21 protein-coding genes are annotated in these 22151 nt (G+C 65.1%); 12 read left to right on the forward strand and 9 right to left on the reverse strand.

All coding sequences use genetic code 11. From position 1 onward, the window contains the following. The first annotated feature begins 2 nt into the window (after positions 1-2). The 3 genes from NS365_RS11060 to NS365_RS11070 are packed head-to-tail and all read left to right on the forward strand — an operon-like array spanning position 3 to position 3012. Complete coding sequence (locus NS365_RS11060; protein WP_058600345.1) at positions 3-905, forward strand: PfkB family carbohydrate kinase; 903 nt, start codon at positions 3-5, stop codon at positions 903-905. Beyond that, positions 902-1744, forward strand: a complete 843-nt coding sequence (locus NS365_RS11065) for a BtpA/SgcQ family protein (protein WP_058600346.1) — start codon at positions 902-904, stop codon at positions 1742-1744. Before NS365_RS11060 ends, NS365_RS11065 begins: the two co-directional genes overlap by 4 nt. Then, on the forward strand, positions 1741-3012 hold the full coding sequence (locus NS365_RS11070) for a Zn-dependent hydrolase (protein ID WP_244498424.1): 1272 nt from the start codon (positions 1741-1743) through the stop codon (positions 3010-3012). The genes NS365_RS11065 and NS365_RS11070 overlap by 4 nt, the downstream gene beginning before the upstream one ends. A gap of 4 nt (positions 3013-3016) precedes the next feature. Here the strand turns inward: NS365_RS11070 and NS365_RS11075 are convergent, their stop codons facing one another. The 4 genes from NS365_RS11075 to NS365_RS11090 form a co-directional block, all read right to left on the reverse strand. Then, positions 3017-4384 (reverse strand): TadE/TadG family type IV pilus assembly protein, encoded by a 1368-nt coding sequence (locus tag NS365_RS11075; RefSeq protein WP_082684556.1) that lies wholly within the window; start codon positions 4382-4384, stop codon positions 3017-3019. Continuing rightward, positions 4381-5061: a TadE/TadG family type IV pilus assembly protein gene (locus NS365_RS11080; RefSeq protein ID WP_058600348.1), complete on the reverse strand. Its 681-nt coding sequence runs from the start codon at positions 5059-5061 to the stop codon at positions 4381-4383. Before NS365_RS11080 ends, NS365_RS11075 begins: the two co-directional genes overlap by 4 nt. Continuing rightward, positions 5058-5615, reverse strand: coding sequence for a TadE/TadG family type IV pilus assembly protein (locus NS365_RS11085; protein ID WP_193752795.1), 558 nt, complete (start codon positions 5613-5615; stop codon positions 5058-5060). The genes NS365_RS11080 and NS365_RS11085 overlap by 4 nt, the downstream gene beginning before the upstream one ends. Positions 5616-5929: 314 nt before the next feature. Continuing rightward, positions 5930-6847, reverse strand: a complete 918-nt coding sequence (locus tag NS365_RS11090) for a LysR family transcriptional regulator (RefSeq protein ID WP_058600350.1) — start codon at positions 6845-6847, stop codon at positions 5930-5932. 138 nt (positions 6848-6985) lie between these two features. On the opposite strand from NS365_RS11090, the gene NS365_RS11095 reads away from it, so the two are divergent. Continuing rightward, positions 6986-7738, forward strand: a complete 753-nt coding sequence (locus NS365_RS11095) for a sulfite exporter TauE/SafE family protein (protein WP_058600351.1) — start codon at positions 6986-6988, stop codon at positions 7736-7738. Positions 7739-7763: 25 nt separating this feature from the next. On the opposite strand, the gene NS365_RS11100 is transcribed toward NS365_RS11095, so the two are convergent. Together NS365_RS11100 and NS365_RS11105 are read right to left on the reverse strand one after the other, a co-directional pair. Beyond that, positions 7764-8684 carry an ornithine cyclodeaminase family protein gene (locus NS365_RS11100; protein WP_058600352.1) on the reverse strand — a complete coding sequence of 307 codons (921 nt, stop codon included), beginning with the start codon at positions 8682-8684 and terminating at the stop codon, positions 7764-7766. A gap of 10 nt (positions 8685-8694) precedes the next feature. After that, the gene (locus NS365_RS11105; protein WP_058600353.1) at positions 8695-9840 is read right to left on the reverse strand and encodes a DSD1 family PLP-dependent enzyme; all 1146 of its coding nucleotides are present in this window, start codon (positions 9838-9840) and stop codon (positions 8695-8697) included. Positions 9841-9935: 95 nt separating this feature from the next. Here NS365_RS11105 and NS365_RS11110 point away from each other — a divergent pair, with 95 nt between their 5' ends. From NS365_RS11110 to NS365_RS11130, 5 genes are all read left to right on the forward strand, one after another. After that, complete coding sequence (locus tag NS365_RS11110; RefSeq protein WP_058600354.1) at positions 9936-10841, forward strand: LysR family transcriptional regulator; 906 nt, start codon at positions 9936-9938, stop codon at positions 10839-10841. A 269-nt stretch (positions 10842-11110) separates the two neighbouring features. Then, positions 11111-12217 carry a dimethylsulfone monooxygenase SfnG gene (gene sfnG, locus NS365_RS11115; RefSeq protein WP_058600355.1) on the forward strand — a complete coding sequence of 369 codons (1107 nt, stop codon included), beginning with the start codon at positions 11111-11113 and terminating at the stop codon, positions 12215-12217. A gap of 52 nt (positions 12218-12269) precedes the next feature. Beyond that, positions 12270-13517, forward strand: a complete 1248-nt coding sequence (locus NS365_RS11120) for an SfnB family sulfur acquisition oxidoreductase (protein ID WP_058600356.1) — start codon at positions 12270-12272, stop codon at positions 13515-13517. 53 nt (positions 13518-13570) lie between these two features. Next, a complete protein-coding gene (locus NS365_RS11125; RefSeq protein ID WP_058600357.1) occupies positions 13571-14041 on the forward strand; it encodes a 6,7-dimethyl-8-ribityllumazine synthase in 471 nt (156 codons plus the stop codon). 95 nt (positions 14042-14136) lie between these two features. Then, a complete protein-coding gene (locus NS365_RS11130; protein WP_058600358.1) occupies positions 14137-15201 on the forward strand; it encodes a spore photoproduct lyase family protein in 1065 nt (354 codons plus the stop codon). A gap of 58 nt (positions 15202-15259) precedes the next feature. On the opposite strand, the gene NS365_RS11135 is transcribed toward NS365_RS11130, so the two are convergent. From NS365_RS11135 to NS365_RS11145, 3 genes are all read right to left on the reverse strand, one after another. Beyond that, the gene (locus tag NS365_RS11135) at positions 15260-15499 is read right to left on the reverse strand and encodes a DUF2934 domain-containing protein (RefSeq protein WP_058600359.1); all 240 of its coding nucleotides are present in this window, start codon (positions 15497-15499) and stop codon (positions 15260-15262) included. 209 nt (positions 15500-15708) lie between these two features. Further along, the gene (locus NS365_RS11140; protein WP_058600360.1) at positions 15709-16170 is read right to left on the reverse strand and encodes an RpiB/LacA/LacB family sugar-phosphate isomerase; all 462 of its coding nucleotides are present in this window, start codon (positions 16168-16170) and stop codon (positions 15709-15711) included. 119 nt (positions 16171-16289) lie between these two features. Continuing rightward, on the reverse strand, positions 16290-17285 hold the full coding sequence (locus NS365_RS11145) for a sugar-binding transcriptional regulator (protein ID WP_244498425.1): 996 nt from the start codon (positions 17283-17285) through the stop codon (positions 16290-16292). A 249-nt stretch (positions 17286-17534) separates the two neighbouring features. On the opposite strand from NS365_RS11145, the gene tkt reads away from it, so the two are divergent. The 3 genes from tkt to fba all read left to right on the forward strand — a co-directional run bounded on the left by tkt (position 17535) and on the right by fba (position 21538). Then, on the forward strand, positions 17535-19553 hold the full coding sequence (tkt, locus tag NS365_RS11150) for a transketolase (RefSeq protein WP_058600361.1): 2019 nt from the start codon (positions 17535-17537) through the stop codon (positions 19551-19553). Positions 19554-19682: 129 nt separating this feature from the next. Beyond that, positions 19683-20450 (forward strand): triose-phosphate isomerase, encoded by a 768-nt coding sequence (locus NS365_RS11155; RefSeq protein WP_082684558.1) that lies wholly within the window; start codon positions 19683-19685, stop codon positions 20448-20450. 23 nt (positions 20451-20473) lie between these two features. Then, entirely contained in the window at positions 20474-21538 is a 1065-nt protein-coding gene (gene fba / locus NS365_RS11160) for a class II fructose-bisphosphate aldolase (protein ID WP_058600362.1), read from the forward strand. The last annotated feature ends 613 nt before the right edge of the window (positions 21539-22151 follow it).

Raw genomic sequence — 22151 nt, forward strand, 5'->3', positions numbered from 1 at the left:
GCATGGCAGTCCATGTCGTCGGCAATGTCGCGCTCGACACGACGTTTCGTCTCGCCCGCTTCCCCGAGCCGGGCGAGACGGTGAACGCGGCGAGCGCGAGCGTGGCGCTCGGCGGCAAGGGCGCCAATCAGGCCCTCGCCGCCTTGCGGGCGGGGGCCCAGACTTGGCTCTGGGCGGCCCTCGGGCAGGACAGCGAGGCCGAGGCGATCCGGCGGGGACTGGCGCGCGAAGGCCTAGGCGATCGCTTCCTGACCGCCCTGCCCCTGCCGAGCGACCGATCCAGCATCCTCATCGACGCGTCCGGCGAGAACCAGATCGTCAGCGCTGTCGCCTGCGCCAGAGCCTATGATCCGCTCAGCGTCGGCTGGGCGAATATCGCGCAGGCGGGCGATAGTCTGGTGCTGCAAGGCAATCTCGGGATGGACGTGACGCGCGTTATGTTGGACGCCGCGCGGTCCGCCTCCTGTCGGACGGTACTCAATGCCAGCCCTCTAGCGGATGGGTGCTCGATGCCGCTCGGGGCCGATGTCGTCATCGTCAATCGGGGCGAGGCCGCGATGCTGACGGGCGAACGCGATCCCACTGAAGCGGCGCGAGCGTTGATCGCGCATGGCGCGGGCTCGGCGGTCGTGACGCTCGGCGGCGCGGGCGCGCTGGTACTGAGCGGCGGCGATTCATCGCCCATGCGAATTCCCGCCCGATCCGTGCGTGCGGTTGATACGAGTGGCGCGGGCGATGTGTTCTGCGGCACCTTGGCGGCGCGCCTGTCGCTGGGCGACGCGCTCGGCCGTGCCGCCCAAATCTCCGGCGCGGCGGCGGCCCTTGCCGTCACCCGCGCCGGCACCTTCGGCTGCGGCCCGAGCGCGGCCGAGTTTCAAGCCATACTGGAAAGTGAGAGCGTATGACGAACCCTTCCAAGCCCATCGGACAGGTGTCCGGCAACGCGCTTCAGGAGATTTTTGGCTGCCCGCAGGCCATCATCGGCGTGGTGCATCTCGCCCCCTTGCCCGGCAGCCCGCGCTTCGATGGCGAGACCGTGGAGACGATCTACCAGCGCGGTCTCGATGATGCGCGCGCCTATCTCCATGGCGGCTGCGACGGCGTGATCGTCGAGAACCATGGCGACGTGCCCTTCTCCAAGCCCGACGCAATCGGGCCGGAGACCTCCGCGCATATGGCTGTGGTCGCCGACCGCATCCGGCGCGAACTCGGCCGCCCCATCGGCATCAATGTTCTCGCCAACGCCGCCATTCCCGCGCTCGCCATCGCCAGCGCGTCCAATGCCAGCTTCGTGCGCGTCAACCAGTGGGCCAATGCCTATGTCGCCAACGAGGGCTTCGTGGAGGGCGAAGCTGCGCGCGCCATGCGCTACCGCGCGCAGCTGCGCGCAAAGGGCATCCGCATCTTCACCGACGCACATGTGAAGCACGGGGCCCATGCCATCGTCGCCGACCGGCCGGTCGAGGAGCAGGTGAAGGATCTGGTTTTCTTCGATGCGGATGTGGTGATCGCCACCGGACAGCGCACCGGCCACGTGGCGGAACTGTCCTATATTCGGATGATCAAGGAAGCGGCCAACCTGCCGACGCTGGTCGGCAGCGGCGTGACGCCAGACAATCTCGGCGATATCCTATCGGTGGCCGATGGTGTGATCGTCGCGAGCTCGCTCAAATACGAAGGCGTCTGGTGGAATCAGGTCGACCCCGAGCGGGTGAAGGCCTTCACCGCGCGGTTGAAGAGATGAGCCGCACCGCGCGCATGGCACAGGATATCTCGGTCGATGGCGGCAGACTCCTGTCACGGCTGGATCGCTTCGCCGCGATCGGCGCGACGCCGCGCGGCGGCGTCAACCGGCAGGCGCTGACGTCGGGGGACCGCGAAGCCCGCGCACTTCTGGCGAGCCTCGGGCGCGAGCGCGGCTTCGCCCTGCGGCAGGACGCGGCGGCCAATCTCTTCCTGCGGCGTGAGGGGGCGAACGCGTCCCTGCCGCCCCTCCTTCTCGGCAGCCATCTCGACACGCAGCCGACCGGGGGGCGTTTCGACGGCGCGCTCGGCATTCTCGCCGGGCTGGAAGTCCTGGAGACGCTGGAGGATGCCGGCGTCTCGACGCCGCGCGCGGTGGAACTCGTGGCCTGGACCAACGAGGAAGGCAGCCGCTTTGCGCCGGGCGCGATGGGCTCGCGCGCCTTCGCGGATGAGACGCTGCCCGAAAGCTGGCTGGAGGCGCGCGCGCCCGATGGCGCGCGCTTAGGCGACGAACTGGCGCAGACGCTCCGCGCGCTACCCGATGTGCCGCTCGCGCCGCTTGGCGCGCGGGTCGCTTCCTATCTCGAACTCCACATCGAACAGGGCCCAATCCTGGAACGCGAAGGCCTGCCCATCGGGGTGGTTTCCGGCATTCAGGGAACGCGCTGGCTGGAAGTGACGCTGGAGGGAGCGTCCGCCCATGCCGGCACGACACCGCTCGCCTTCCGGCGCGATCCGATGATGGCGGCGACCGCTGCGCTCGCCGCGCTTCAGGCTGATGTCATGCCTCGGGACAGTGACGCGCGGCTGACGGTCGGGCGCATCAAGGCAGAGCCGGGCTCGATCAACGCCATCCCCGAGCGCGTGCGCTTCACGCTCGACCTGCGCCATCCCAGCCAGGAGCGCCTGGACGAGATGGATGCGCTGGTGCGCACCGTCTGCGAACGCGAGGCGGAGCGCGCGCGCTGTGGCCTGCACGTGCGCCTTCTCAACGATATGGCGCCGAGCGCTTTCCCCGAGGCGATGCTGGCGCTGGCCGAAGCGGCCTGCACGAAGGCGGGCCTTGCGAACCGCCGCATCGTGTCCGGCGCGTTTCACGATGCGCTATTTCTGGCCCGCAAGGCCCCCGCGCTCATGCTTTTCACCCCCTGCCGGGACGGGATCAGCCACAACGAGGCCGAACATGTCGAGCCGCGCTTCTGCGTGTCGGGCGCGACGGCCCTGCTCGAAACGACGCTCGCGGTTCTCTGCTCGCTGGAGGGGTGAGCGTTTACCGTGTCAGGGCTAGCGGTTTGGTGATCGAACTCGTGATCTGGCTGACGGCGTTGTCAATCTCTTCCGGGCTCGACGCGTCGTAGTAATCGCTCGCTGTGCTGACGCACGCCGCCATGTTGGTCTCGATCACTTTTAAAAGAAAGGTCTGAAGTCCAATAAATTTCGCGTTCGTCTGACCTTTAGGGATAAGGTATTTCGTGTTAAGGGCAATGAACTCAGCGCCCTTATCCTTAAATGGCTTGCATATTCGAGGGTCGAAAGATTGTATCAGTCCGCCCCAGTCCGATGCGGAAGGGTTAAAATAGACAAAGTTCGGATCCCATGTGATGCCATCACGGTCGGGAAACTCCATCTGCGTGTCTTCCGTGCCATCAGTCATGAGGACTACGACAGCCTTCGCCGTCGCTTGGGTCATTCCGTCACCTGGCGGCGGGATCATGTTGTTCAATTGTTGAAAGGCGACATGGGCGTTAGTTCCGCCTCCGCTTGAGGCCGGTGCGAGTGTCGCTATGGCCGTTGCCGCCGATGTCGGGTTGTTGGTCAAGCCGAGCAACTTATTGAAGGACGAATTAAAGGTGTAGATAGCCACCCTGTACCGCTTGTCACTTCGATTAAGCAGCGTGGCTGCCAGTTTCTGAACAGCGTTGCGAACGACGTCGATGCGCATTTTGGCGCCGGCCTTTTGCGCCATCTCGTATGTCGTCATCGTCGGGTAGCGCGGGTCAGTGCTCTTGAATTCGGACTGAAGAATGTGACAGGCGATTGCGCAACCGTTTTGCCCGACCCACGACGAACCGTCCGGGTTGAAGCGTCTAACCTGCATATTGTTGATAATGTCCTGATCCCGCTCCGTCGCGCCGATGGCCATGGACTCCGACACGTCGATGAGGACATGAACATCGACATAGGGCGACAGCGTCACCGAGGCCCCTGAATTGCCCGCGATCTGAAAGGTCTTGACCCCAAACAGCTGCGCGAAAGCGGTGGGCACGCCGGCCGCGTACCCTGTTTGCGAGGTGATGGTCGATCCGTCGATCGTGACCTTCACGTTCACCGCGCTGAGATCGGTGTCCATGAGCCGCTGCGACTGCGCGGCCATATAAGCTTTGCCCTCTGCCTCTCCCTGTTGGATCGCACTGGACTGGGAGGTCTGGCCGTCGTTCAGCAGATCGACCGTACGCTTTACGGACGCGAGAGCCGCGCTGTCGATCGCCAGTTCCAGCCGGCGCTTGACCAGAAGCGACTTGGCATAGTCCGTCGCCAGCCCGACAAAACCCAGAAGCGGGATCAGGGCCAGCGCGAAGACAATCGCCATGCTGCCTTTGCGATTGCGACGCAGTTCTATGAGGCATCCGCGCTTCATGATGCGATCCCCGGACAAAGTCTGACTTGTGGCGTGGCGGCGGCGAGCCCGGTCAAGGCGGTTCGATCGGCGTTGCGCGGCAGGAACCAGCTCGACTCCGTCATCTGCCCGGACAAAGACGAGGCCAGACCAGCCAGGAGATCGGACGTGCCGATGAGATAGGGCAGGTAGGAAAGCGATGCGCGAACGGAGATCACGCTGCCCTGCCCGTATAATTCGGCGGGAATGACGTCCTGCGTCGGCAGAATGGGATTTCCGGAGGGGATCGTTCCGCAGGAGACTGGATTCTGGCCGACACTCCAGGCGATCTGGGCGTCGTAGACACAGTTGGATTGGCAATCGGGCACGCGCTTGGTGAAAACGATGCTGGTGATTGTCACGTTCAGAACATCGCTCCAACGCTGGGCCTTGAGATTGGCGGCGACACGTTGGGCTTCCGGCGCGATCAGCGGCGATGCGCTCCAGATGCGCTGGACATCCGTCACGTCGGTTGTCGCCGGTAGCTGGGACGACATTTGCCCGACCATGCTGACGACCTGCACGACCTGATTGTTGGTCTGGATATATTTGCTGATCTCGAAGGTTCCCACGATCAGGATCAGGAGGATCGGCAGAATGAACGCGAACTCGATGGCGATGACGCCCTCTTCGCGCGTGGCAAGCTGGCGGGGCGTCATTTGCAGGGCCCCGTCCGCTTGGCCTGCACCGGCTCGATGCGCATGACGGCGAAGGACTGCAGCATCGTGACCTTTTGCCCGTTGTAGAGAGTGAACATCGAGGCAGGTAGAAGCCCCCCGGTGATCGGGGGCTGAGGGTAGGAGATGCGCAGGAACATGTATTCGCCCGACGAGCCCAGGCAGAACGTATCGGCCGAGCGCGAGCCAATGGGTGTGTTGGCCCATGTGCCGCTGTCGAAGGACGAACCGGCATTGGGCAGGAGGCCGGAATCCACGATCACTTTGGAACAGTCCAGAAGCGAGCCGAGTGCGGGGCAAAGACGATTGGTCTTGAACTTGTCGACCGTATCGTCCTGGGCGCGCTGTGCAACGCCGACTTGAATGGACCGGGAGGCCACCACCGTTGCATCGTCCAGACTGTGCTGGAGATAAAGCATATAGCCGATTTCGAACTGACCCAGCATCAGAACACAGAAGATCGAACCGAGGAGGGCGAACTCGATCGCCGCGCTCCCGGCCACGCCAGCTGCAAAGGTCGAAAACCTCGAAAACACTGGCATCCTTATGAGTGAAGCGGAACGAGCACTTGCTTCACTTATGCGCCTCTGTTCTTAACGAGGCGTCTCGCTCAAAGCGCGACTTGCATCGAATAGAGGTTAAAAGTATTTTTGCTTACTTCCTTACGTTCCTGGAATCTTCAATTCGGGGTTGCGCCAGGGCTGCGTGAAGGGACGGGGATGTTGTCACCTTATGGCCTTCCCTTGGCGGAGTCGCACCGCCCCAATCCGGGCAAGAGCCGTGCGCGCCTTGCGAGCGGATGAGATGCACTGCGTCCCATCGGACCGCTCCGACGAGAGTGCCGGTGGCGTCAGGCGTTGCTCGTGGCGGAATGCGGGCGGGACCAGGCTTCGACCAATGCCAGATGCCGCCGCAGGCTGGCGTTCAGCGGATCGAGGCTCTCTTGTGATCGCCAACACAGGAGCAGCTTGCGCGTTGCCCAAGCGTCCGTCAGCCGTAGGCAGGAAAGCGGCATGGAGCGCCGCGCGCGCTGAGCGCTGAATTGCGGGATGATCCCGACGCCCGCGCCATCGGCTACCATGCGGCAGAGGCTCTCGAAGCTGCGCAGCCGGATGCGCGGGCGGATTCGATATCCCAGCCGCTCGCCCTGCTCTTCGATCTGGCCTTGCAGCGCGCCGTCGAAGCCGATCATCGACTCGCCCGCAACATCCGCGAAGGCGACGCGCCGCTCCCGCGCGAGCCGATGGTTCGTCGCCGTCACGAGCACGAGACGATCGACCGCGAAGGGCGACGTCGACAGCGCGCTCGTGTCGGCGGCGTCTGAGACGATGCCGAGATCACACAATCCGTTTGCGAGCGCCTTGACGATGTCCGGGCTGGGCCGCTCTGCAAGCTCTATGTCCGCGCCGGGATGGAGCGCCAGAAACGGCCCGAGGCGCGCCGGCAGGCAGCCCGCGATGGCCGCCGAATTCGCCATGACGCGGACCCGTCCTCGAAAGCCACGTGCATGATCGGACAGCTCGGCCTGCATCGCGCCGACCTGCCGCAGCACGAGGCGGGCATGGTAGGCCAGCGTATCGCCGGCCCGCGTCGGCTCGACGCCCCGTTGGCGGCGCACGAGGAGCAGCACGCCGGACGCCGCTTCCATGTCGCGCAGCCGCTCGCTCGCCGCCGGCAGAGACAGGTTCGCGCGCGCCGCGCCATGGGTGATACTGCCGGCCTCCACGATGGCGAGAAACAGGCTGAGGTCTGCCAAGTCGAAACGCATGGCCCATTGTGCCAGCGTTGAGGCATAGCCGGAAGAACAAAGCAGCGGCGAAATTCGCTTTCAGGCTTCGGCTCAGCCGAAGTGTCGCTCGCCCCTTTTCCGAATTGCGCTCTGGCCCCCCGCCGGGTTCATGGGGGAATGGACACGAACCTTTTTCTGATGGGCGCGGTCGGCGCCACATTCTTCTTCGCCGGTCTCGCCAAAGGCGTGACCGGCATGGGCTTGCCGACCGTGGCCATGGGGGTGCTGGGCGCGTTCCTCTCGCCGCTCGCGGCGGCCGGGCTGCTTCTCGTGCCGTCCTTCGTCACCAATCTCTGGCAGCTTCTAACCGGGCCAGGCGTCTCCCCTTTAATCCGACGCTTCTGGCCGATGATGCTGGCCATCCTCGCGGGAACCGTCACGGGCTCGACGCTTCTGACGAGCGGCGACACGCGCGCCACCAGTATGGCGCTGGGGATCGTCCTGTCCGTCTATGCGGCCTATGCGATGATAGCGCGCCCGATCCGCGTGCCCCGACGCTTGGAGCCGGTCGCCAGCCCCCTCGTGGGTTTGATCACGGGGCTGGTGACGGGCGGAACTGGCGTCTTCGTGATTCCAGCCGTTCCCTATCTCCAGTCGCTGGGGCTGGAGCGCGACGAGCTGGTGCAGGCGCTGGGGCTCAGCTTCACAGTGTCCACCATCGCGCTGGCGATCGGCCTTGGCTGGCATGGGGCCGGCTTGCAGGGAGGCTGGCTCGCCTCCGCCTTGTGTGTTCTGCCGGCGCTGGCCGGCATGGCGGCGGGGCAGGCGATCCGCAGCCGAATCAGCCCGCTTCTGTTTCGCCGGATCTTCCTCGCCTTCCTACTCGTGCTCGGGGTCGATATGGCCACGCGCGCGCTCTGGCGCGGTTGAGCGTCCGCCGTCGGCGAGGCGTGGATCAGGTCGAGGCGATCTCGGCCAGGATGGCGCGCGCGATGAAGAGATCCTGCACGGCAATGCCAGAACTGTCGAAGATCGTGATTTCGCTTTCGCTCGTCCGGCCGGGTACGGCACCCAGCAGGACGGAGCCGATCGCCTCGATCCGCGCCTCCAGCCCGGCGTGCTGGAACTCGCCGATGCGACGGGACTGCTCGCAGAGATCGCAGAAGAGGTGGGCGCGCTCGAACAGGGCGGGCGGCAGTTCCTGCTTGCCGGTCGCGTCCGAGCCCATGGACGAGATGTGCGTTCCCGGCTTCACCCAATCCGCCTCGAACAAAGGCTCGCGGGCCGTGGTGGCAGCGACGATGATGTCGGCGGCGCGGCAGGCGTCTTCCGCCCCGCTCGGGCGCGCGGGCAGGCCCAACGCACGCAGATCGGCCACCATGGCCTCCGTGGACGCGGTGGAGCGCCCGACCACCAGAACCTCCCGGAGCGCGCGCACCCGCGCCACGGCTGCCGCCTCGTAGCGTGCCTGATGGCCGGTGCCAAACAGCGCGAGCACTTCGGCATCCTTGCGCGCGAGCGTGTCGGTCGCGACCGCGTCGGCCGCCGCCGTGCGATAGGCGTTGAGCTGGCCGCCTTCCACGACGGCCTTGATCCGGCCGATGGCCTCGTCGATGAGGATGATGGTCGAGCTGTGGCGCGGCAGCCCGCGCTCCGGGTTGCCCGGCCAGTAGGAGCCGATCTTGAGCCCGACGATACCGGGCGCGGCGCCCGACTTCACGGTGAAGCGGTTCGATGGGTCGAACGAATGGCCGAGCACGACGGGAAAGCTGGCGGTCTGTGGATCGACCGCCGCGATCAGCGCCTCGCGCACGGCGCGATAGGCGAGTTCGTGGGTCGCCAAGCGCGCGGATTGTTCTTCGGTGACGAGTTTCATGGCTTTCTCCTTACCAGCCGCCGAAGCGAGCCCAGCGCCTGAGCGGCGCGCCCGCTTCCTTCGGCAAGACATGATAGGCGTCGAACTGTCCCGCCGTCGCGCAGGCATGGTTGGGCACGATGCGCAGCCGCGTGCCGACCGGAAGGGCGGGAAGCGCCGCCCTGCTGCCCTTTCGCAGCGCCACGATCCCGTGCTCCTGATTGACGGTGACCACCAGAAGATCGTCCAGAATGCGGCCCGTCTCGTCGCAGACGAGGCCATAGCCCTGATCCACCGCCTGCGCCGCCGTGCCCCGATCGCGCGATAGGGCCATCCAGCCGGCATCGATCAAAATCCAGCCGCGCTCGCGCTTGTGGCCGATGACGGTGGTCAGAACGGACAAGGCAATGTCCTCGACACGGCAGACGCCGATCCCGGCCATCACCAGATCGAAGAAGACATAGACGCCGGCGCGCATTTCCGTCACGCCCGTCAGGTCGCTCGCCGCATGGGCGGTGGGCGTCGAGCCGACGCTGACGACGGGGCATGGCAGGCCGGTCTCGCGCAGGCGCGCCGCCGCTGCCACGACCGCCGCCCGCTCGCGCTCGGCGAAGACGGCCTGCGCCTCCATGCCGACCGCGCCATAGCTTTCGCCCGCATGGGTCATGACGCCGCGAAGCGTCGCGCCGCCCTCCACCAGCCGGCGCGCGATCTCGACAAGCTTGCCATCGTTCGGTTCGAGGCCCCCGCGATGGCCGTCGCAGTCGATCTCGATCAGGGCCGGGATCGGAGCGCCCGCCTCGCGCGAGGCCGCCGCGACGGCGTCCGCCTGTTCAATCGTGTCGAGAAGAACGGTTAGGTCGCAGCCCGCCGCGCGCATCTTCGAGACTTGGCGCAGCTTCTGCGGCGCGATGCCGACCGCATAGAGAATGTCGGTGACGCCAGCCTCGAAGAAGACCTCCGCCTCGCGCAGCGTCGAAACGGTGGCCGGGCCGTTGCCGCCGTCCAGAAGATGCCGGGCGACATCCACCGACTTCGCGGTTTTGAGATGCGGCCGCAGACCAACGCCAAGCCCGGCCATGCGCCCGCGCAGGCGCTCGATATTGGCTAGCATCCGCGATTCGTCGAGCAGCAGCGAGGGGGTGGGAAGATCGGCGAGTTGAGGATGAGCGGTCATAGCGTGGGTCCTATGGCGAGATTGCTCGATTCTTAACTCGGTGACCTTGCATCTGAAATTTACCGGGCCTGCATTTCGGATTAAGTCTGGCGTTTATGCTCACCTCGCAGGATCTCGCCTTCTTCGCCGTTCTGGCGTCCGAACCCTCGCTGGCGGCGGCCGCTCGTTCGCTCGACGTGACGCCGCCGGCCGTCTCGCAACGGCTTCAGGTGCTGGAGCGACGGCTCGGAATGCGGCTGGTGGACCGCTCGGGCAGCCGGCTGAGCCTCACGTCGGAAGGCGCGCTTCTGGCCGAACGCGGGCAGGCGGTGCTGGAAGACTTGGAAAGCCTGGCCGCCGAGCTTCGCGAGCGCCGCGACATCGTGAGCGGCCCTCTGCATGTGGCAGCGCCCCTCGGCTTCGGGCGCGCCTTCGTGGCACAGGCGATGGCGCGGATGCGTCAGCTTCATCCGGCGGTGGAGCTGAAGCTGACGCTTCTGGACGATCCGGCGAGCGGCATCCGGTCGGATCGATGGGACGTGCTGGTGCAGGTCGGCCCGCTCGCCGACAGCGCGCTCGCCATGCGCCGGCTCGCGCCCAACCGTCGCGTTCTCTGCGCATCCCCAGCGTATCTCGAAGCGCGGGGACATCCCATCCATCCGCAGGATTTAGGCCATCATGTCTGCGGGGTGATCCGGGAGGATCAGGCCGACGTGACGCTCTGGAGCTTTGGCGGGGACGATGGGGAAACGGCGACGATCCGCGTGCGGCCGGAACTCGCCAGCAATGACGGCGAGGTCATCAAAGCCTGGGCACTGGCCGGGCTTTGCATCGTGCAGCGATCGGAATGGGACATTGCCGGCGAACTGCGCGCCGGGCACCTCATCGAACTCCTGCCCTCCTGGCGAATGCCCGACGCCGATGTGGTGGCGCTGCTCGGGCCTCGCCAGGGGCGGGCCGCACGCATGGAACGCTTCGTTCAGGTGCTGAAGGACCTGCTGACGCCCGTGCCCTGGCGCTGAAACGCAAAGGGGCTGCTCCGATCCCAAGCGTAATCGCCTCTCGATCCGGCGACGGAATTTTCCGATCGGCTTCGAAAAACAGAATAATCTATCTGATCTATGAATTTTAAAATCCTATCCTGAGCGCACCTGCAACGGCCCCGAGGTGCCCCATGTCGCTGTGCCGCATTCCCTGCCCGACTGGCTTCTGAGGCCGCTGCCTCTCTCGTTTTCCCCTCGCGCAGACCTCCCGTTCGGCCTGATCGATTGCCTATCGAAGGAGCCTATTGATGACCCAGACCTCCGCTTCGTCCGATCTGAAATTCGCCTATTGGGTGCCCAATGTCTCGGGCGGCCTCGTCGTCTCCAATATCGAGCAGCGCACGAGCCACCACCCGCAGTATAATGTCGAGCTGGCGCAGATCGCGGAGCGCTCCGGCTTCGACTATGCACTGAGCCAGATCCGCTTCACGGCGGGCTATGGTGCGGACGAGCAGCATGAGAGCGTGTCCTTCAGCCAGCATCTGCTCGCCCATACGACGAGCCTCAAGGTGATCGCCGCGCTGCTTCCAGGCCCTTGGAACCCGGCGCTGGCGGCCAAGCAGCTCGCGACAGTGCATATTCTCAGCGGCGGCCGCATCGCGGTGAACATGGTGTCCGGCTGGTTCCGGGGCGAGTTCCACGCGATCGGCGAACATTGGCTGGACCATGACGAGCGCTATCGCCGCACGGAAGAATTCATCCGCAGTTTGCGCGGCATCTGGAGCGAGGACGCCTTCACCTTCCGGGGCGACTTCTACCGCTTCAACAACTATTCCCTGAAGCCCAAGCCCATCGAGCCGCAGCCGGAAATCTTCCAGGGCGGCTCCTCGCGCGCCGCACGGGACATGGCGGCGCGCGTGTCCGATTGGTACTTCACCAATGGCAACACGCCGGAGGGTTTGGCCGCCCAGGTCGATGACATCCGCGCCAAGGCCACTGATGCGGGCCGGCGCGTGAAGATCGGCATCAACGCCTTCGCCATCGTGCGCGACACGGAGGAGGAGGCGCTGGCCGTGCGCGACGAGATCGTCGCCAAGGCCAACCCGGAGGCGGTCAGGGCCTTCGGCCACGAGGTGAAGAACGCCGGCAAGGCCTCGCCCGAGGGCGAAGGCAATTGGGCGAAGTCCACATTCGAAGACCTCGTGCAATATAATGACGGGTTCCGCACCAATCTCATCGGCACGCCCTTGCAGGTGGCCGAGCGCATCGTCGCCTTGAAGCGCGCGGGGGCCGATCTCATCCTTCTGGGCTTCCTGCATTTCCAAGAAGAGGTCGAGCATTTCGGCCGAACCGTGATCCCGCTCGTGCGTGAACTGGAAGCATCGCAAGCATCCCATCGCTTGGCTGCCGAATAGGCGGGCACCCCTGTCCTTCCGCTCCCGATCCGATAGCTGAGGAGTTCCCTTCATGACCATTGCCGGACAAAAGATCGAACCGGCGGCTGTGGCCGTCCCCGGCCTGCCCCGCCCCACCGCGCATGCCCATGTCATCCGCGATGATGCCGAAGCGATCGCCGTCGCTCATGGGATTGCCGAGCGCATCCGGCCGGGCGCGGCCCGGCGGGACGCCGAGCGCATCTGGCCCATCGAGGAACTCGACGCCTATTCCCAATCGGGCCTCTGGTCGATCAACGTGCCCAAAGTCTTCGGCGGGCCGGAGGTTTCCTATGCCACGCTCGCGAAGGTGATCGAGATCGTCTCGGCCGCTGATCCCTCCATCGGTCAGATCACGCAGAACCATCTGGGTGTCGTCGCGGCCATTCGCACTGTCTCTGACGAGGTGCAGCAGCGCCTTTTGTTCGGCGAGGTTCTACGGGGCACACGCTTCGGCAATGCCTTTTCGGAGTTCGGCTCCAAACGTGCGGCCGATTTCGAAACCCGCTTCGTGGACGCGGGCGACCATGTGATCGTGACGGGGCGCAAGTTCTATTCGAGTGGCGCGCTGCTGGCCCATCTCGTGCCGATCGTCGCGTTGGATGAGGAGGGCCGCGCCTGGTACGCGATCGCCGATCGCAATGCCGAGGGGCTGACGGTCATCGACGACTGGTCGGCCTTCGGCCAGCGCACCACCCTGTCAGGCACCGTGATCCTCGACGGCGTGAAAGTGCCCAGGACCCATCTCGTGCCGGGCTACAAGGGCTATGAAGTGCCGACGGCGGACGGGGCGATCTTCCAGATCATCCAGGTGGCCGTGGATACCGGCATCGCGCGCGCTGCGATCGAGGAAACGATCGACTTTGTGCGCGGTAAGTCGCGTCCTTGGGTGGATTCCGGGCTGGAACGCGCCTCGGACGATCCCTACACGATCCAGGCCGTCGGTGCCCTGACCCTTCGGCTCCATGCCGCACAGGCGCTGCAGGATGTCGCGGGCCATGCCGTCGATCGGGCCGTGGCGAACCCGAGTGCCGAAACCGTGGCGCAGGCGCAGATCGCCACCGCCGAAGCCAAGATCCTGTCGACAGAGATCGCTATCGAGGCCACGAACAAGCTCTTCGAACTGGCCGGCACACGCTCGACCCTCGCCGAGCACCATCTGGATCGCCATTGGCGCAACGCCCGCACCCATACGCTGCACGATCCCGTCCGCTGGAAATACGCGATCGTCGGCAACCATGCGCTGAACGGCGTCAACCCACCGCTTCACGCCTGGAGCTGAGGGGCCGCGCCGCCGGTCCGTCCATCGCTCTTCTTCTTTATCGGAACTTCATCATGACCGCTCCCCGCTACGCCTTCATCAAAGCCAACTGGCACGCCGACATCGTGACGCGCGCGCTCGACGGGTTCGCCGAGCGCATCCCGCTGGATGAGGTCGACGTGATCGACGTTCCCGGCGCGTTCGAACTGCCCTTGATGGCGCTGGAACTCGCGCGGACCGGGCGATACGACGCCATCGTCGCCGCCGCGCTGGTGGTCGATGGCGGCATCTACCGGCATGATTTCGTCGCGCAGGCCGTGGTCGATGGGCTGATGCGCGCCGGGCTGGAGTCTGGCGTGCCCGTCCTCTCCGTCTCCCTGACGCCGCATCACTATCAGGAGACGGAGCACCACACCGCGATCTTCCGGGCGCATTTCGTCGAAAAGGGTCGGGAGGCCGCTGCGGCCGCGCTCCAGATCGTGGATGCGCGAAGCAAGGCGCTTCATCGCAAAGTGGCCGAGCCGCGTCTCGTCGCGGCCGAATGACAGTGGGTCGGGGTGTGGCGCGGGAAAGGGAATAAAGTCCCCGCCTCGCGTCGCAGCCCCCTCCCCCGCTCCCGCGCGGCTCCATATGGGAGGTCATGAACGCCCGCCCGCTGATCGACCCGCAGCTCATCTATCTCGAACCGGAGGTGCGCCAGCGCCGGCGCGGGCAGGACATTCTGGCGCGCTTTCCTGAGGCTCGTCAGGTCGAGGTGGAGAGCCATTGGCGCATCCCGGACCTCTTCAACGATCCATCGAGCCTCGATGCTTGGCTGCGCATCAAGCGGGACGTTCTGGTGCTCGGCGTCAAGAAGACGCTCACCATGCGACCGAACGGGCGCAGCGCCGACTTCATCGCACCGTCCTCGTCCAACGGCTGCGCCATGGCCTGTTCCTATTGCTACGTGCCGCGCCGCAAGGGCTATGCGAATCCGGTGTCGCTCTTCGTCAATCTGGACGAGATCGCCGATGCCATTCGCCGCCACGCGCTGAAGCTCGGCCGCAAGGGCGAGGCGAACAGCATCGACCCGGTGGACTGGGTCTATGATCTCGGAGAGAACGGCGATCTGTCGGTTGATGCCACCGTCAGCGACAATGTCCGTGATCTCGTCGCCGCGTTTCGCTCCATGCCGAACGCCAAGGGCTCCTTCGCCACGAAATATGTCAATCGCGACCTGCTGGGCTACGACCCGCAGCGGCGCACGCGCATCCGTTTTTCCCTCATGCCGCCGGCCATGGCAAAGCTCGTGGATGTCCGAACGTCCCCGATCGGCGAGCGCATCGCCGCGATCAACGATTTTGTCGCGGCCGGCTATGAGGTTCACGCCAATTTCTCGCCCGTCATCGTGCATGAGAACTGGGAGGCGGAATGGAAGGCGCTGTTTCGCGAGATCGATGACCAGCTCTCGCCGGCGGCCAGGGCGCAATTCAAATGCGAGGTCATCATGCTGACCCACAATGCGGGGCTGCACGAGATCAATATGGGCTGGCACCCGAAAGGCGAGGCCGCGCTCTGGCGGCCCGACCTTCAGGAAGAGAAGATCAGCGAAAGCGGCATGGTGAACCTGCGCTATCGCGCCGCCTGGAAACGCCAATGGCTGGGCCGCCTTCGGCAATGGCTAGAGGAAGCCATGCCCTATTGCGAAGTGCGCTACGCCTTCTGACACGGAGCAAGCGGGCCGATCTTCCGAGATCGCAACCCGCCGGCGTGGCAATGGCAAATCAGTGGTAGGTCGCTGTCTCCGCCACGAAGGGCTGGGCCGACCAGAGCATCCGGCGCATGAAGGCGATCTCGCCTTCGAAGCCATTGGCCTCATACCAGGGCTGAGAAGGATCGGACGCCAGGCGCTGGCGCTCCGCCATCAGCCAGTGTTCCAGCGCGCGGCCATCGGGATAGCCTTCGGCCTGCCAGATCGCATAAGCGCGATCGCGGATCATCTGGGTCTCGTCGCTATGGACCATCGCCAACACTCCTGCCACAGTCTTTCAGTGTGAAGTGTAGAGCGAGACGCTGCACCCGGTAAGACCTCGGTCCAGAGCAGGACGTTTCGTCGCTTGCAAGAGGAGCGACGTGAGGCGAACGCGCCACAGGCAAAAGCGGGGCCGGCCGTATCGACCAACCCCGCATCGTCATACGAAAGTTCTGCGCGAAAGGCGCGACGAGCTGTGGTTCAGCAGCTCTTGTACTTCTGGTCCATCGCGTCGATCGCCTCGACATTCGGACCGGACGAGGAGGCGGGATCGAAGGTCTGCGCGAGGTAGCTGTCCACGATCGCCTTGGCCAGCTCGGGGCCGATGACGCGCGCGCCCATCGTGATGATCTGCGCGTTGTTCGACAGCGCCGCGCGCTCGGCCGAATAGGTGTCGTGGGTCAGCGCGGCGCGGATGCCGGGAACCTTATTGGCCGAGATGCAGACGCCAATGCCGGTGCCGCAGATCAGGATGCCGCGATCATAGGTGCCGTCCAGCACCTGGCTGGCGATGCGGTCGGTCGTCGTCGCGTAGCGCTCGGACTCGCCGTTCGGCGCCGCGCTTGCATCTACCACCTGAAGGTCGCTGCGCTTGGACAGGTGCTCGTGAATGATCTTCACCAGCGAAACGCCCGCGCTGTCGCCGCCAAGAACGATCTTCATGGATTTGTCTCCTTTGGAGGATAGTCTGCCAATCGACGGCACCTACAGCCCCGTGGCATCGTAGGGTCGATCCCGCGCCGTCTGCTGGGTGTTACTTCAACCACTTTCTGAGCATATGTTCAAGCCTGTGCGGTGCCGGCCGACCCGGAAAGCCGCGTCGCTTCGTCGAGCGCCAGAATGCTCTGCGCATTGGCGAGCGATGTCGCGAGAATGTCGATCACGCCCGTGCGAAGCGCGGCAAGGAGCGCAAGAGCCTTGTTGGCCTCGCTCGCGATGGCGACGACATGCGGGATCGCGCGCATCTCCTCCAGTCGGAGACCGATCACCCGCCCGCCCAGAATCTCGTTTCGCTCGCGCCCTTCCAGATCGAAGAAGTCGTAGCCCATGAGATCGCCCACGACACCGGCGGCACGCGCGGCCAGAATTTCCTCGCGTTTGAACCAGCCCATGCGCACCATATGGCTTTCCTCGCCGAGATCGCCGATGCCGATCAGCGCGAAATCGGCCGAGCGCGCGACATCCAGCGTGCGCCGCACCGTCTGGTTTCGCAGGAGCGCGTCGCGCAAGGCAGCTTCGGGCACATAGGCGGGAGCGTAGAGTGTTTCGGGCGTGCCGCCGAAGCGCCGCGCCAGTTTACGGCAGATATGGTCGGCATTGCCGGGCTCGCCGGCCCGGTGCGCGCCGCCCGTGGCGCAGACGAAGACCGCGTTTTCCACCACCGCGCGGCCGCGCGTGTCGGCGACGGCTGCAACGTTGCGTCCCATGCCGACGGCGATCGTTGCGCCGTCGAACAGTTCGCGCTCCAGAAAATCCGCCACAACGAGAGCCAGGTCCGCACGCTGCGCCTCCGGGTCGCCGCGATCGGCCGCGATCAGGGCGCGTTTGATCTGGAAGCGCTGGCAGAGCTGGGCTTCGATATCGCTCGCGATCGCGCGGTGAACGCGAATGCGCACATCCACCACCCCCTCCTCCCGCGCCTGTCGCAGGAGACGGCTCACCTTCATGCGCGACAGGCCGAACTCGGCTGCGATGTCGGCCTGCGTCGCATCGCCCTCGTAATAGCGGCGCGCGATTTCGGTCATCAATTCGATCTCGGTCGGGGCGACGGCGTCCACAAAAGCCCTCCCAGCTTCAGCGCTGCGATGCGAGTTCGCGCGGCCATAGTGACAAGTCTGGAATGTTCATATGCGGTTTCGGCGTTCAAATGAACATATTTCAGCGCGAGCCGATTGATTTGATCGCCCACCCGTGGGATTGCTCGTGCCCGAACGGAGAGGGTTTCTCTTCCGTCGCGTCAGGTTCCCCGCAGAGGCGGCGGCGCGGGCGCATCGGATGAGCCAGCCCCCGCATCTCGGAGGACGCACATGCTCGATAAACCGAACCTTCCCCCGCTCGACGTCGAAGCGACGCGCTATCTCGCCAGCGGCATCCGCTTCCTATCGATGGACGCGGTGGAAGCGGCCAATTCCGGCCATCCCGGTATGCCGCTCGGCATGGCGGATGTCGCGACCGTCTTGTTCTCGCGCTTCATGAAGTTCGACGCCAGCCAGCCCAACTGGCCGGACCGCGACCGCTTCGTGCTGTCGGCCGGCCATGGCTCGATGCTCCTTTATAGCCTGCTGCATCTGACGGGCTACGAGGACTTCTCCATCGACGAGCTGAAGCGCTTCCGCCAGCTTCATTCCAAGGCGGCCGGCCACCCCGAATTCGGCGAAGGCGCGGGCATCGAGACCACCACCGGCCCGCTCGGCCAGGGCTTGGCCACCGCCGTCGGCATGGCGCTTGCCGAGCGTATCCTGAATGCGCGCTTCGGCTCGGAGCTTTGCGAACATTATACCTATACGATCGCGGGCGACGGCTGCCTGATGGAAGGTGTCAGCCAGGAGGCGATCTCGCTCGCTGGCCATCTGAAGCTGAACAAGCTCATCGTCCTGTGGGACGACAACCGCATCACGATCGACGGCGCGACCAACCTCACCACGTCCGACGATGTGGCGGGCCGTTTCGCCTCCGCCAACTGGAACACGGACGCCGTGGACGGGCATGACCCCGCCGCCATCGCGAGCGCCATCGAGCGCGCGCGCCAGTCCGACAAGCCGACCCTCATCGCCTGCCGCACCACGATCGGCTATGGCGCGGGCAAGAAGGCCGGCACGTCGGGCGTTCATGGTTCGCCGCTGGGCGCGGAAGGCATTGCGTTTGCCCGCGACTATTTCAAATGGGCGCACGAGCCCTTCGTCCTGCCGGAAGACCTGACGGACCAGTGGAAGAGCTTCGGCCGCCGTGGCGCGGACGACGCAAAGGCTTGGGGTGAGCGTCTGGCTGGCGCGGATGCCGCCCAGCGCGAAGCCTTCGAGCGCGTTCTGAAGGACGGGTTCGACGGTGACCCGGCGGATATGCTCGCCGAGCTCAAGACCAAGATGATCGCCGACAAGGCTTCGCTTGCCACGCGCAAGGCCGGCCAGATGGTGATCGACGCGCTTGCGGCCAAGTCGCAGAAGCTCATCGGCGGCTCGGCCGATCTGTCGGGCTCGAACCTCACCAAGGCCGGCGCAGCCAAGCCCGTGCAGGCTGGGGCTTACGACGGCAATTACGTGTTCTACGGCGTTCGCGAACACGCCATGGCCGCGATCATGAACGGCCTGTCGCTGCATGGCGGCTTCACGCCCTTCGGCGGCACGTTCCTTTGCTTCTCCGACTATGCCCGCCCGGCCATGCGCCTGTCGGCCCTGATGCACCAGCCGGTCGTCTATGTCATGACGCATGACTCGATCGGCCAGGGCGAAGACGGCCCGACGCATCAGCCGATCGAGCACTTGGCCTCGCTGCGCGCCATGCCGAACATGCTTGTCATGCGCCCCGCCGACGGCGTCGAGACAGTGGAGTGCTGGGAAGCGGCGCTGGGCGGCGTCAAGGCGCCGACGACGCTCGTCCTTTCGCGCCAGAACCTCAAGGCCGTTCGGACCGAAGCATCGGCCGAGAATCTGTCGGCCAAGGGTGGATATGTGCTGCGCGAGGCCGAGGGCGGCGCGCGTGACGTGACGATCCTTGCCACAGGCTCGGAAGTCGAGATCGCCGTTGCCGCCGCCGAGCGTCTGGCCGGCGAAGGCGTCAAAGCCGCTGTCGTCTCCCTGCCCTGCTGGGAGCTCTTCGCGCAGCAGCCCAAGAGCTACCGCGACTCCGTGCTTGGCTCTGCGCCGCGCATTGCGGTCGAAGCCGCTTCGCCCTTCGGCTGGACGCGCTTCGTTGAAGACGAGGACGACGTGATCGGCATGACGGGCTTCGGCGCGTCCGCGCCGGGCGGCGATCTCTACAAGCATTTCGGCATCACCGCCGAAAAGGTCGCGGAAAAGGCCAAGGCCAAGGCCAAGGCCCGCGCCTGATCCTCGAAACAGAAGGGCCGGTTCGAAAGAGCCGGCCTTTTTCATGACGGGGCATTCCAACCCGAAGCCCCCTGCCCCGCCCCGGCCTGAACGCTGGTGAGCGGATCGAAGACCCCTGGAGGAGCCATTTTGCAAAAGCGTCCCTGGATCGGCACCAGCTGGAAGATGAACAAGACGATCGCGGAGGCCGACGCCTTCTGCGAAACCCTCAAAGCCTCGGATCGCTCGCGCCGGTCCGACGATGCCCAGCTCTTCGTCATCCCGCCCTTCACCGTCCTGCACCGCGTGGCGGAGCATCTGAAGGAGACGGACGTCATCGTCGGCGCGCAGAATGCGCATTGGAAGGATGCAGGTGCCTGGACCGGCGAGGTTTCGGTGCCGCAGGTTCGCGATTGCGGCGCGGCGCTGGTCGAGATCGGCCATTCCGAACGACGCACCTATTTCAACGAAACGGACGAGACCGTGGCCCTGAAGACGGCTGCCGTCGTTCGCCATGGGCTGACCGCTCTCGTCTGCATCGGCGACACCCGCGAGGAATACGACGCCGGGCGTACCGAAGAAGCGCTGGAGCGCCAGGTTCTGGCCGCGATCTCCGAGGTGGATTGGGCCAGCGGGGCGAAGGTGATCCTCGCCTATGAGCCGGTGTGGTCGATCGGCGAAGGCGGCACACCCGCCGAGCCCGACTTCGCCGACGCCCAGCACAAGCGCATCAAGGCGCTGACCGCAGACAAGCTCGGGGCTTCGCTCTCGGTCGTCTATGGCGGCAGCGTCAATCCCGGCAACTGCGTCGATCTGGCCCTGTGTGAGCATATCGACGGCCTCTTCATCGGTCGCTCCGCCTGGAATGCGGACGGCTATCTCGGCATCGTCGCCGACGTCACGGCCGCGCTCGGCTGAGCCCCACGGAAGGACAAGACCCCATGGCCCTGATCACCCTCCGCCAGCTTCTCGACCATGCCGCCGAGTATGGCTACGGCGTGCCCGCGTTCAACATCAACAACATGGAGCAAGGGCTCGCCATTCTGGCCGCCGCCCAGAAGACTTCTTCGCCTGTCATCCTTCAGGCGAGCCGCGGCGCGCGCGCCTATGCCAACGACCTGATCCTCGCTCGCCTGATCGAGGGGCTGGCGGAAATGCATCCCGACATTCCGCTCTGCATGCATCTCGACCACGGCAACAACGAAGCCACCTGCATCACCGCCATCCAGCACGGATTCACCTCCGTTATGATGGACGGCTCGCTCCAGGAAGACGGCGCGTCGCTCGCCGACTACGCCTACAATGCCGGGATCACCCGCCGCGTCTCCGATATGGCCCATTGGTGCGGCGCCTCGGTGGAGGGCGAGATCGGCGTTCTCGGCTCGCTCGAAACCGGCTCGGGCGAAAAGGAAGACGGACACGGCTTCGAGGGCACGCTCAGCCATGACCAGCTTCTGACCGACCCGAACGAGGCGGCGCGCTTTGTGGAGGACACGCATGTCGATGCGCTCGCCGTCGCCATGGGAACCTCGCACGGCGCCTACAAATTCTCGCGCAAGCCCGATGGCGATGTCCTGGCGATGAACGTCATCGAAGCCATCCACCAGAAGCTACCGAACACGCATCTCGTCATGCACGGCTCTTCCTCCGTGCCGGAGGATCTGCAGGAGATCGTCAACAAGTATGGTGGTGAGATCAAGCCGACCTGGGGCGTGCCGGTGGAGGAGATCCAGCGCGGCATTCGTCATGGCGTGCGCAAGATCAATATCGACACCGACTGCCGCTTGGCGATGACCGGTGCGATCCGCAAGGTCTTCGCCGAGAAGCCGGAGGAATTTGACCCCCGCAAATATCTAGGACCTGCCATGGCGGCCGTCACAAAGCTCGCCGCGCAGCGCTTCGAGGAGTTCGGCACGGCGGGCCATGCTCCGGGCATCAAGCCTATCGCTTTGGCCGACATGGCCAAGCGCTATCGGAATGGTTCGCTGAAGACTTCCGTGGCCTAATTCGGGCCGGTCCATACCGCGCTTCGCGCGATTTCCGAGGCCGACGCCCATCTAGGGCGACGGCTTTTTTCGTGCCTACGGGGCGTCCGCCCTCCCCGCATCCCCCCGCACGATCGGTTCTTCTCTAGGCGAGACGCCAAGCGGGACTGGCGCGTGCGATCAACAATGACCCCATCGCGTGAAAGCGCAGAGCGGGCTTGGGATCTGCGGCTCGAGTGACGCGCGTCAACCTGGGTGCCGAATGAGTGCCCTCTCAAACGTGTATGGGGCGTTCAATACAAGCTGCGTCACGCCTTCATGCGACGGGTGTGCATAGGGATCGGAAATGCTCAAGAGCCCATGTCGACGGGCTTTCGTGGCGTGAGATGCGGCTTCGACAGAATCGGGCAGTGGCCGGTTCCTCGCCCTCGAGAATCACGCGTTGCCTGGCATGGAACGCCTGACGCGACAGCGTTGACAGATGGCAACATGTGCAGAGCTCGAAAATAACAACATAAAACAGACACTTAGAGGCGGTCGTATCGTTGCCTCGGACCGGAGTGCTCTGCTGCGCTTTGACCAGCTATATGATTAATTGAGGCGGATTTGACTCTTAACGTCCCTACGCGCATCC

The organism is Aureimonas ureilytica, from assembly GCF_001475935.1.
Lineage (GTDB): Bacteria > Pseudomonadota > Alphaproteobacteria > Rhizobiales > Rhizobiaceae > Aureimonas > Aureimonas ureilytica_A.

What these genes read in the sequence shown, in the direction of transcription:
- NS365_RS11135 (WP_058600359.1), bottom strand. Translation starts at nt 15,499, where the DNA reads ATGGTCCATAGCGACGAGACCCAGATGATCCGCGATCGCGCTTATGCG.
- NS365_RS11090 (WP_058600350.1), bottom strand. Translation starts at nt 6,847, where the DNA reads ATGCGTTTCGACTTGGCAGACCTCAGCCTGTTTCTCGCCATCGTGGAG.
- NS365_RS11075 (WP_082684556.1), bottom strand. Translation starts at nt 4,384, where the DNA reads ATGAAGCGCGGATGCCTCATAGAACTGCGTCGCAATCGCAAAGGCAGC.
- NS365_RS11110 (WP_058600354.1), top strand. Translation starts at nt 9,936, where the DNA reads ATGCTCACCTCGCAGGATCTCGCCTTCTTCGCCGTTCTGGCGTCCGAA.
- sfnG (WP_058600355.1), top strand. Translation starts at nt 11,111, where the DNA reads ATGACCCAGACCTCCGCTTCGTCCGATCTGAAATTCGCCTATTGGGTG.
- NS365_RS11125 (WP_058600357.1), top strand. Translation starts at nt 13,571, where the DNA reads ATGACCGCTCCCCGCTACGCCTTCATCAAAGCCAACTGGCACGCCGAC.
- NS365_RS11070 (WP_244498424.1), top strand. Translation starts at nt 1,741, where the DNA reads ATGAGCCGCACCGCGCGCATGGCACAGGATATCTCGGTCGATGGCGGC.
- NS365_RS11140 (WP_058600360.1), bottom strand. Translation starts at nt 16,170, where the DNA reads ATGAAGATCGTTCTTGGCGGCGACAGCGCGGGCGTTTCGCTGGTGAAG.
- NS365_RS11120 (WP_058600356.1), top strand. Translation starts at nt 12,270, where the DNA reads ATGACCATTGCCGGACAAAAGATCGAACCGGCGGCTGTGGCCGTCCCC.
- NS365_RS11130 (WP_058600358.1), top strand. Translation starts at nt 14,137, where the DNA reads ATGAACGCCCGCCCGCTGATCGACCCGCAGCTCATCTATCTCGAACCG.
- NS365_RS11060 (WP_058600345.1), top strand. Translation starts at nt 3, where the DNA reads ATGGCAGTCCATGTCGTCGGCAATGTCGCGCTCGACACGACGTTTCGT.
- NS365_RS11080 (WP_058600348.1), bottom strand. Translation starts at nt 5,061, where the DNA reads ATGACGCCCCGCCAGCTTGCCACGCGCGAAGAGGGCGTCATCGCCATC.
- tkt (WP_058600361.1), top strand. Translation starts at nt 17,535, where the DNA reads ATGCTCGATAAACCGAACCTTCCCCCGCTCGACGTCGAAGCGACGCGC.
- NS365_RS11065 (WP_058600346.1), top strand. Translation starts at nt 902, where the DNA reads ATGACGAACCCTTCCAAGCCCATCGGACAGGTGTCCGGCAACGCGCTT.
- NS365_RS11105 (WP_058600353.1), bottom strand. Translation starts at nt 9,840, where the DNA reads ATGACCGCTCATCCTCAACTCGCCGATCTTCCCACCCCCTCGCTGCTG.
- fba (WP_058600362.1), top strand. Translation starts at nt 20,474, where the DNA reads ATGGCCCTGATCACCCTCCGCCAGCTTCTCGACCATGCCGCCGAGTAT.
- NS365_RS11100 (WP_058600352.1), bottom strand. Translation starts at nt 8,684, where the DNA reads ATGAAACTCGTCACCGAAGAACAATCCGCGCGCTTGGCGACCCACGAA.
- NS365_RS11095 (WP_058600351.1), top strand. Translation starts at nt 6,986, where the DNA reads ATGGACACGAACCTTTTTCTGATGGGCGCGGTCGGCGCCACATTCTTC.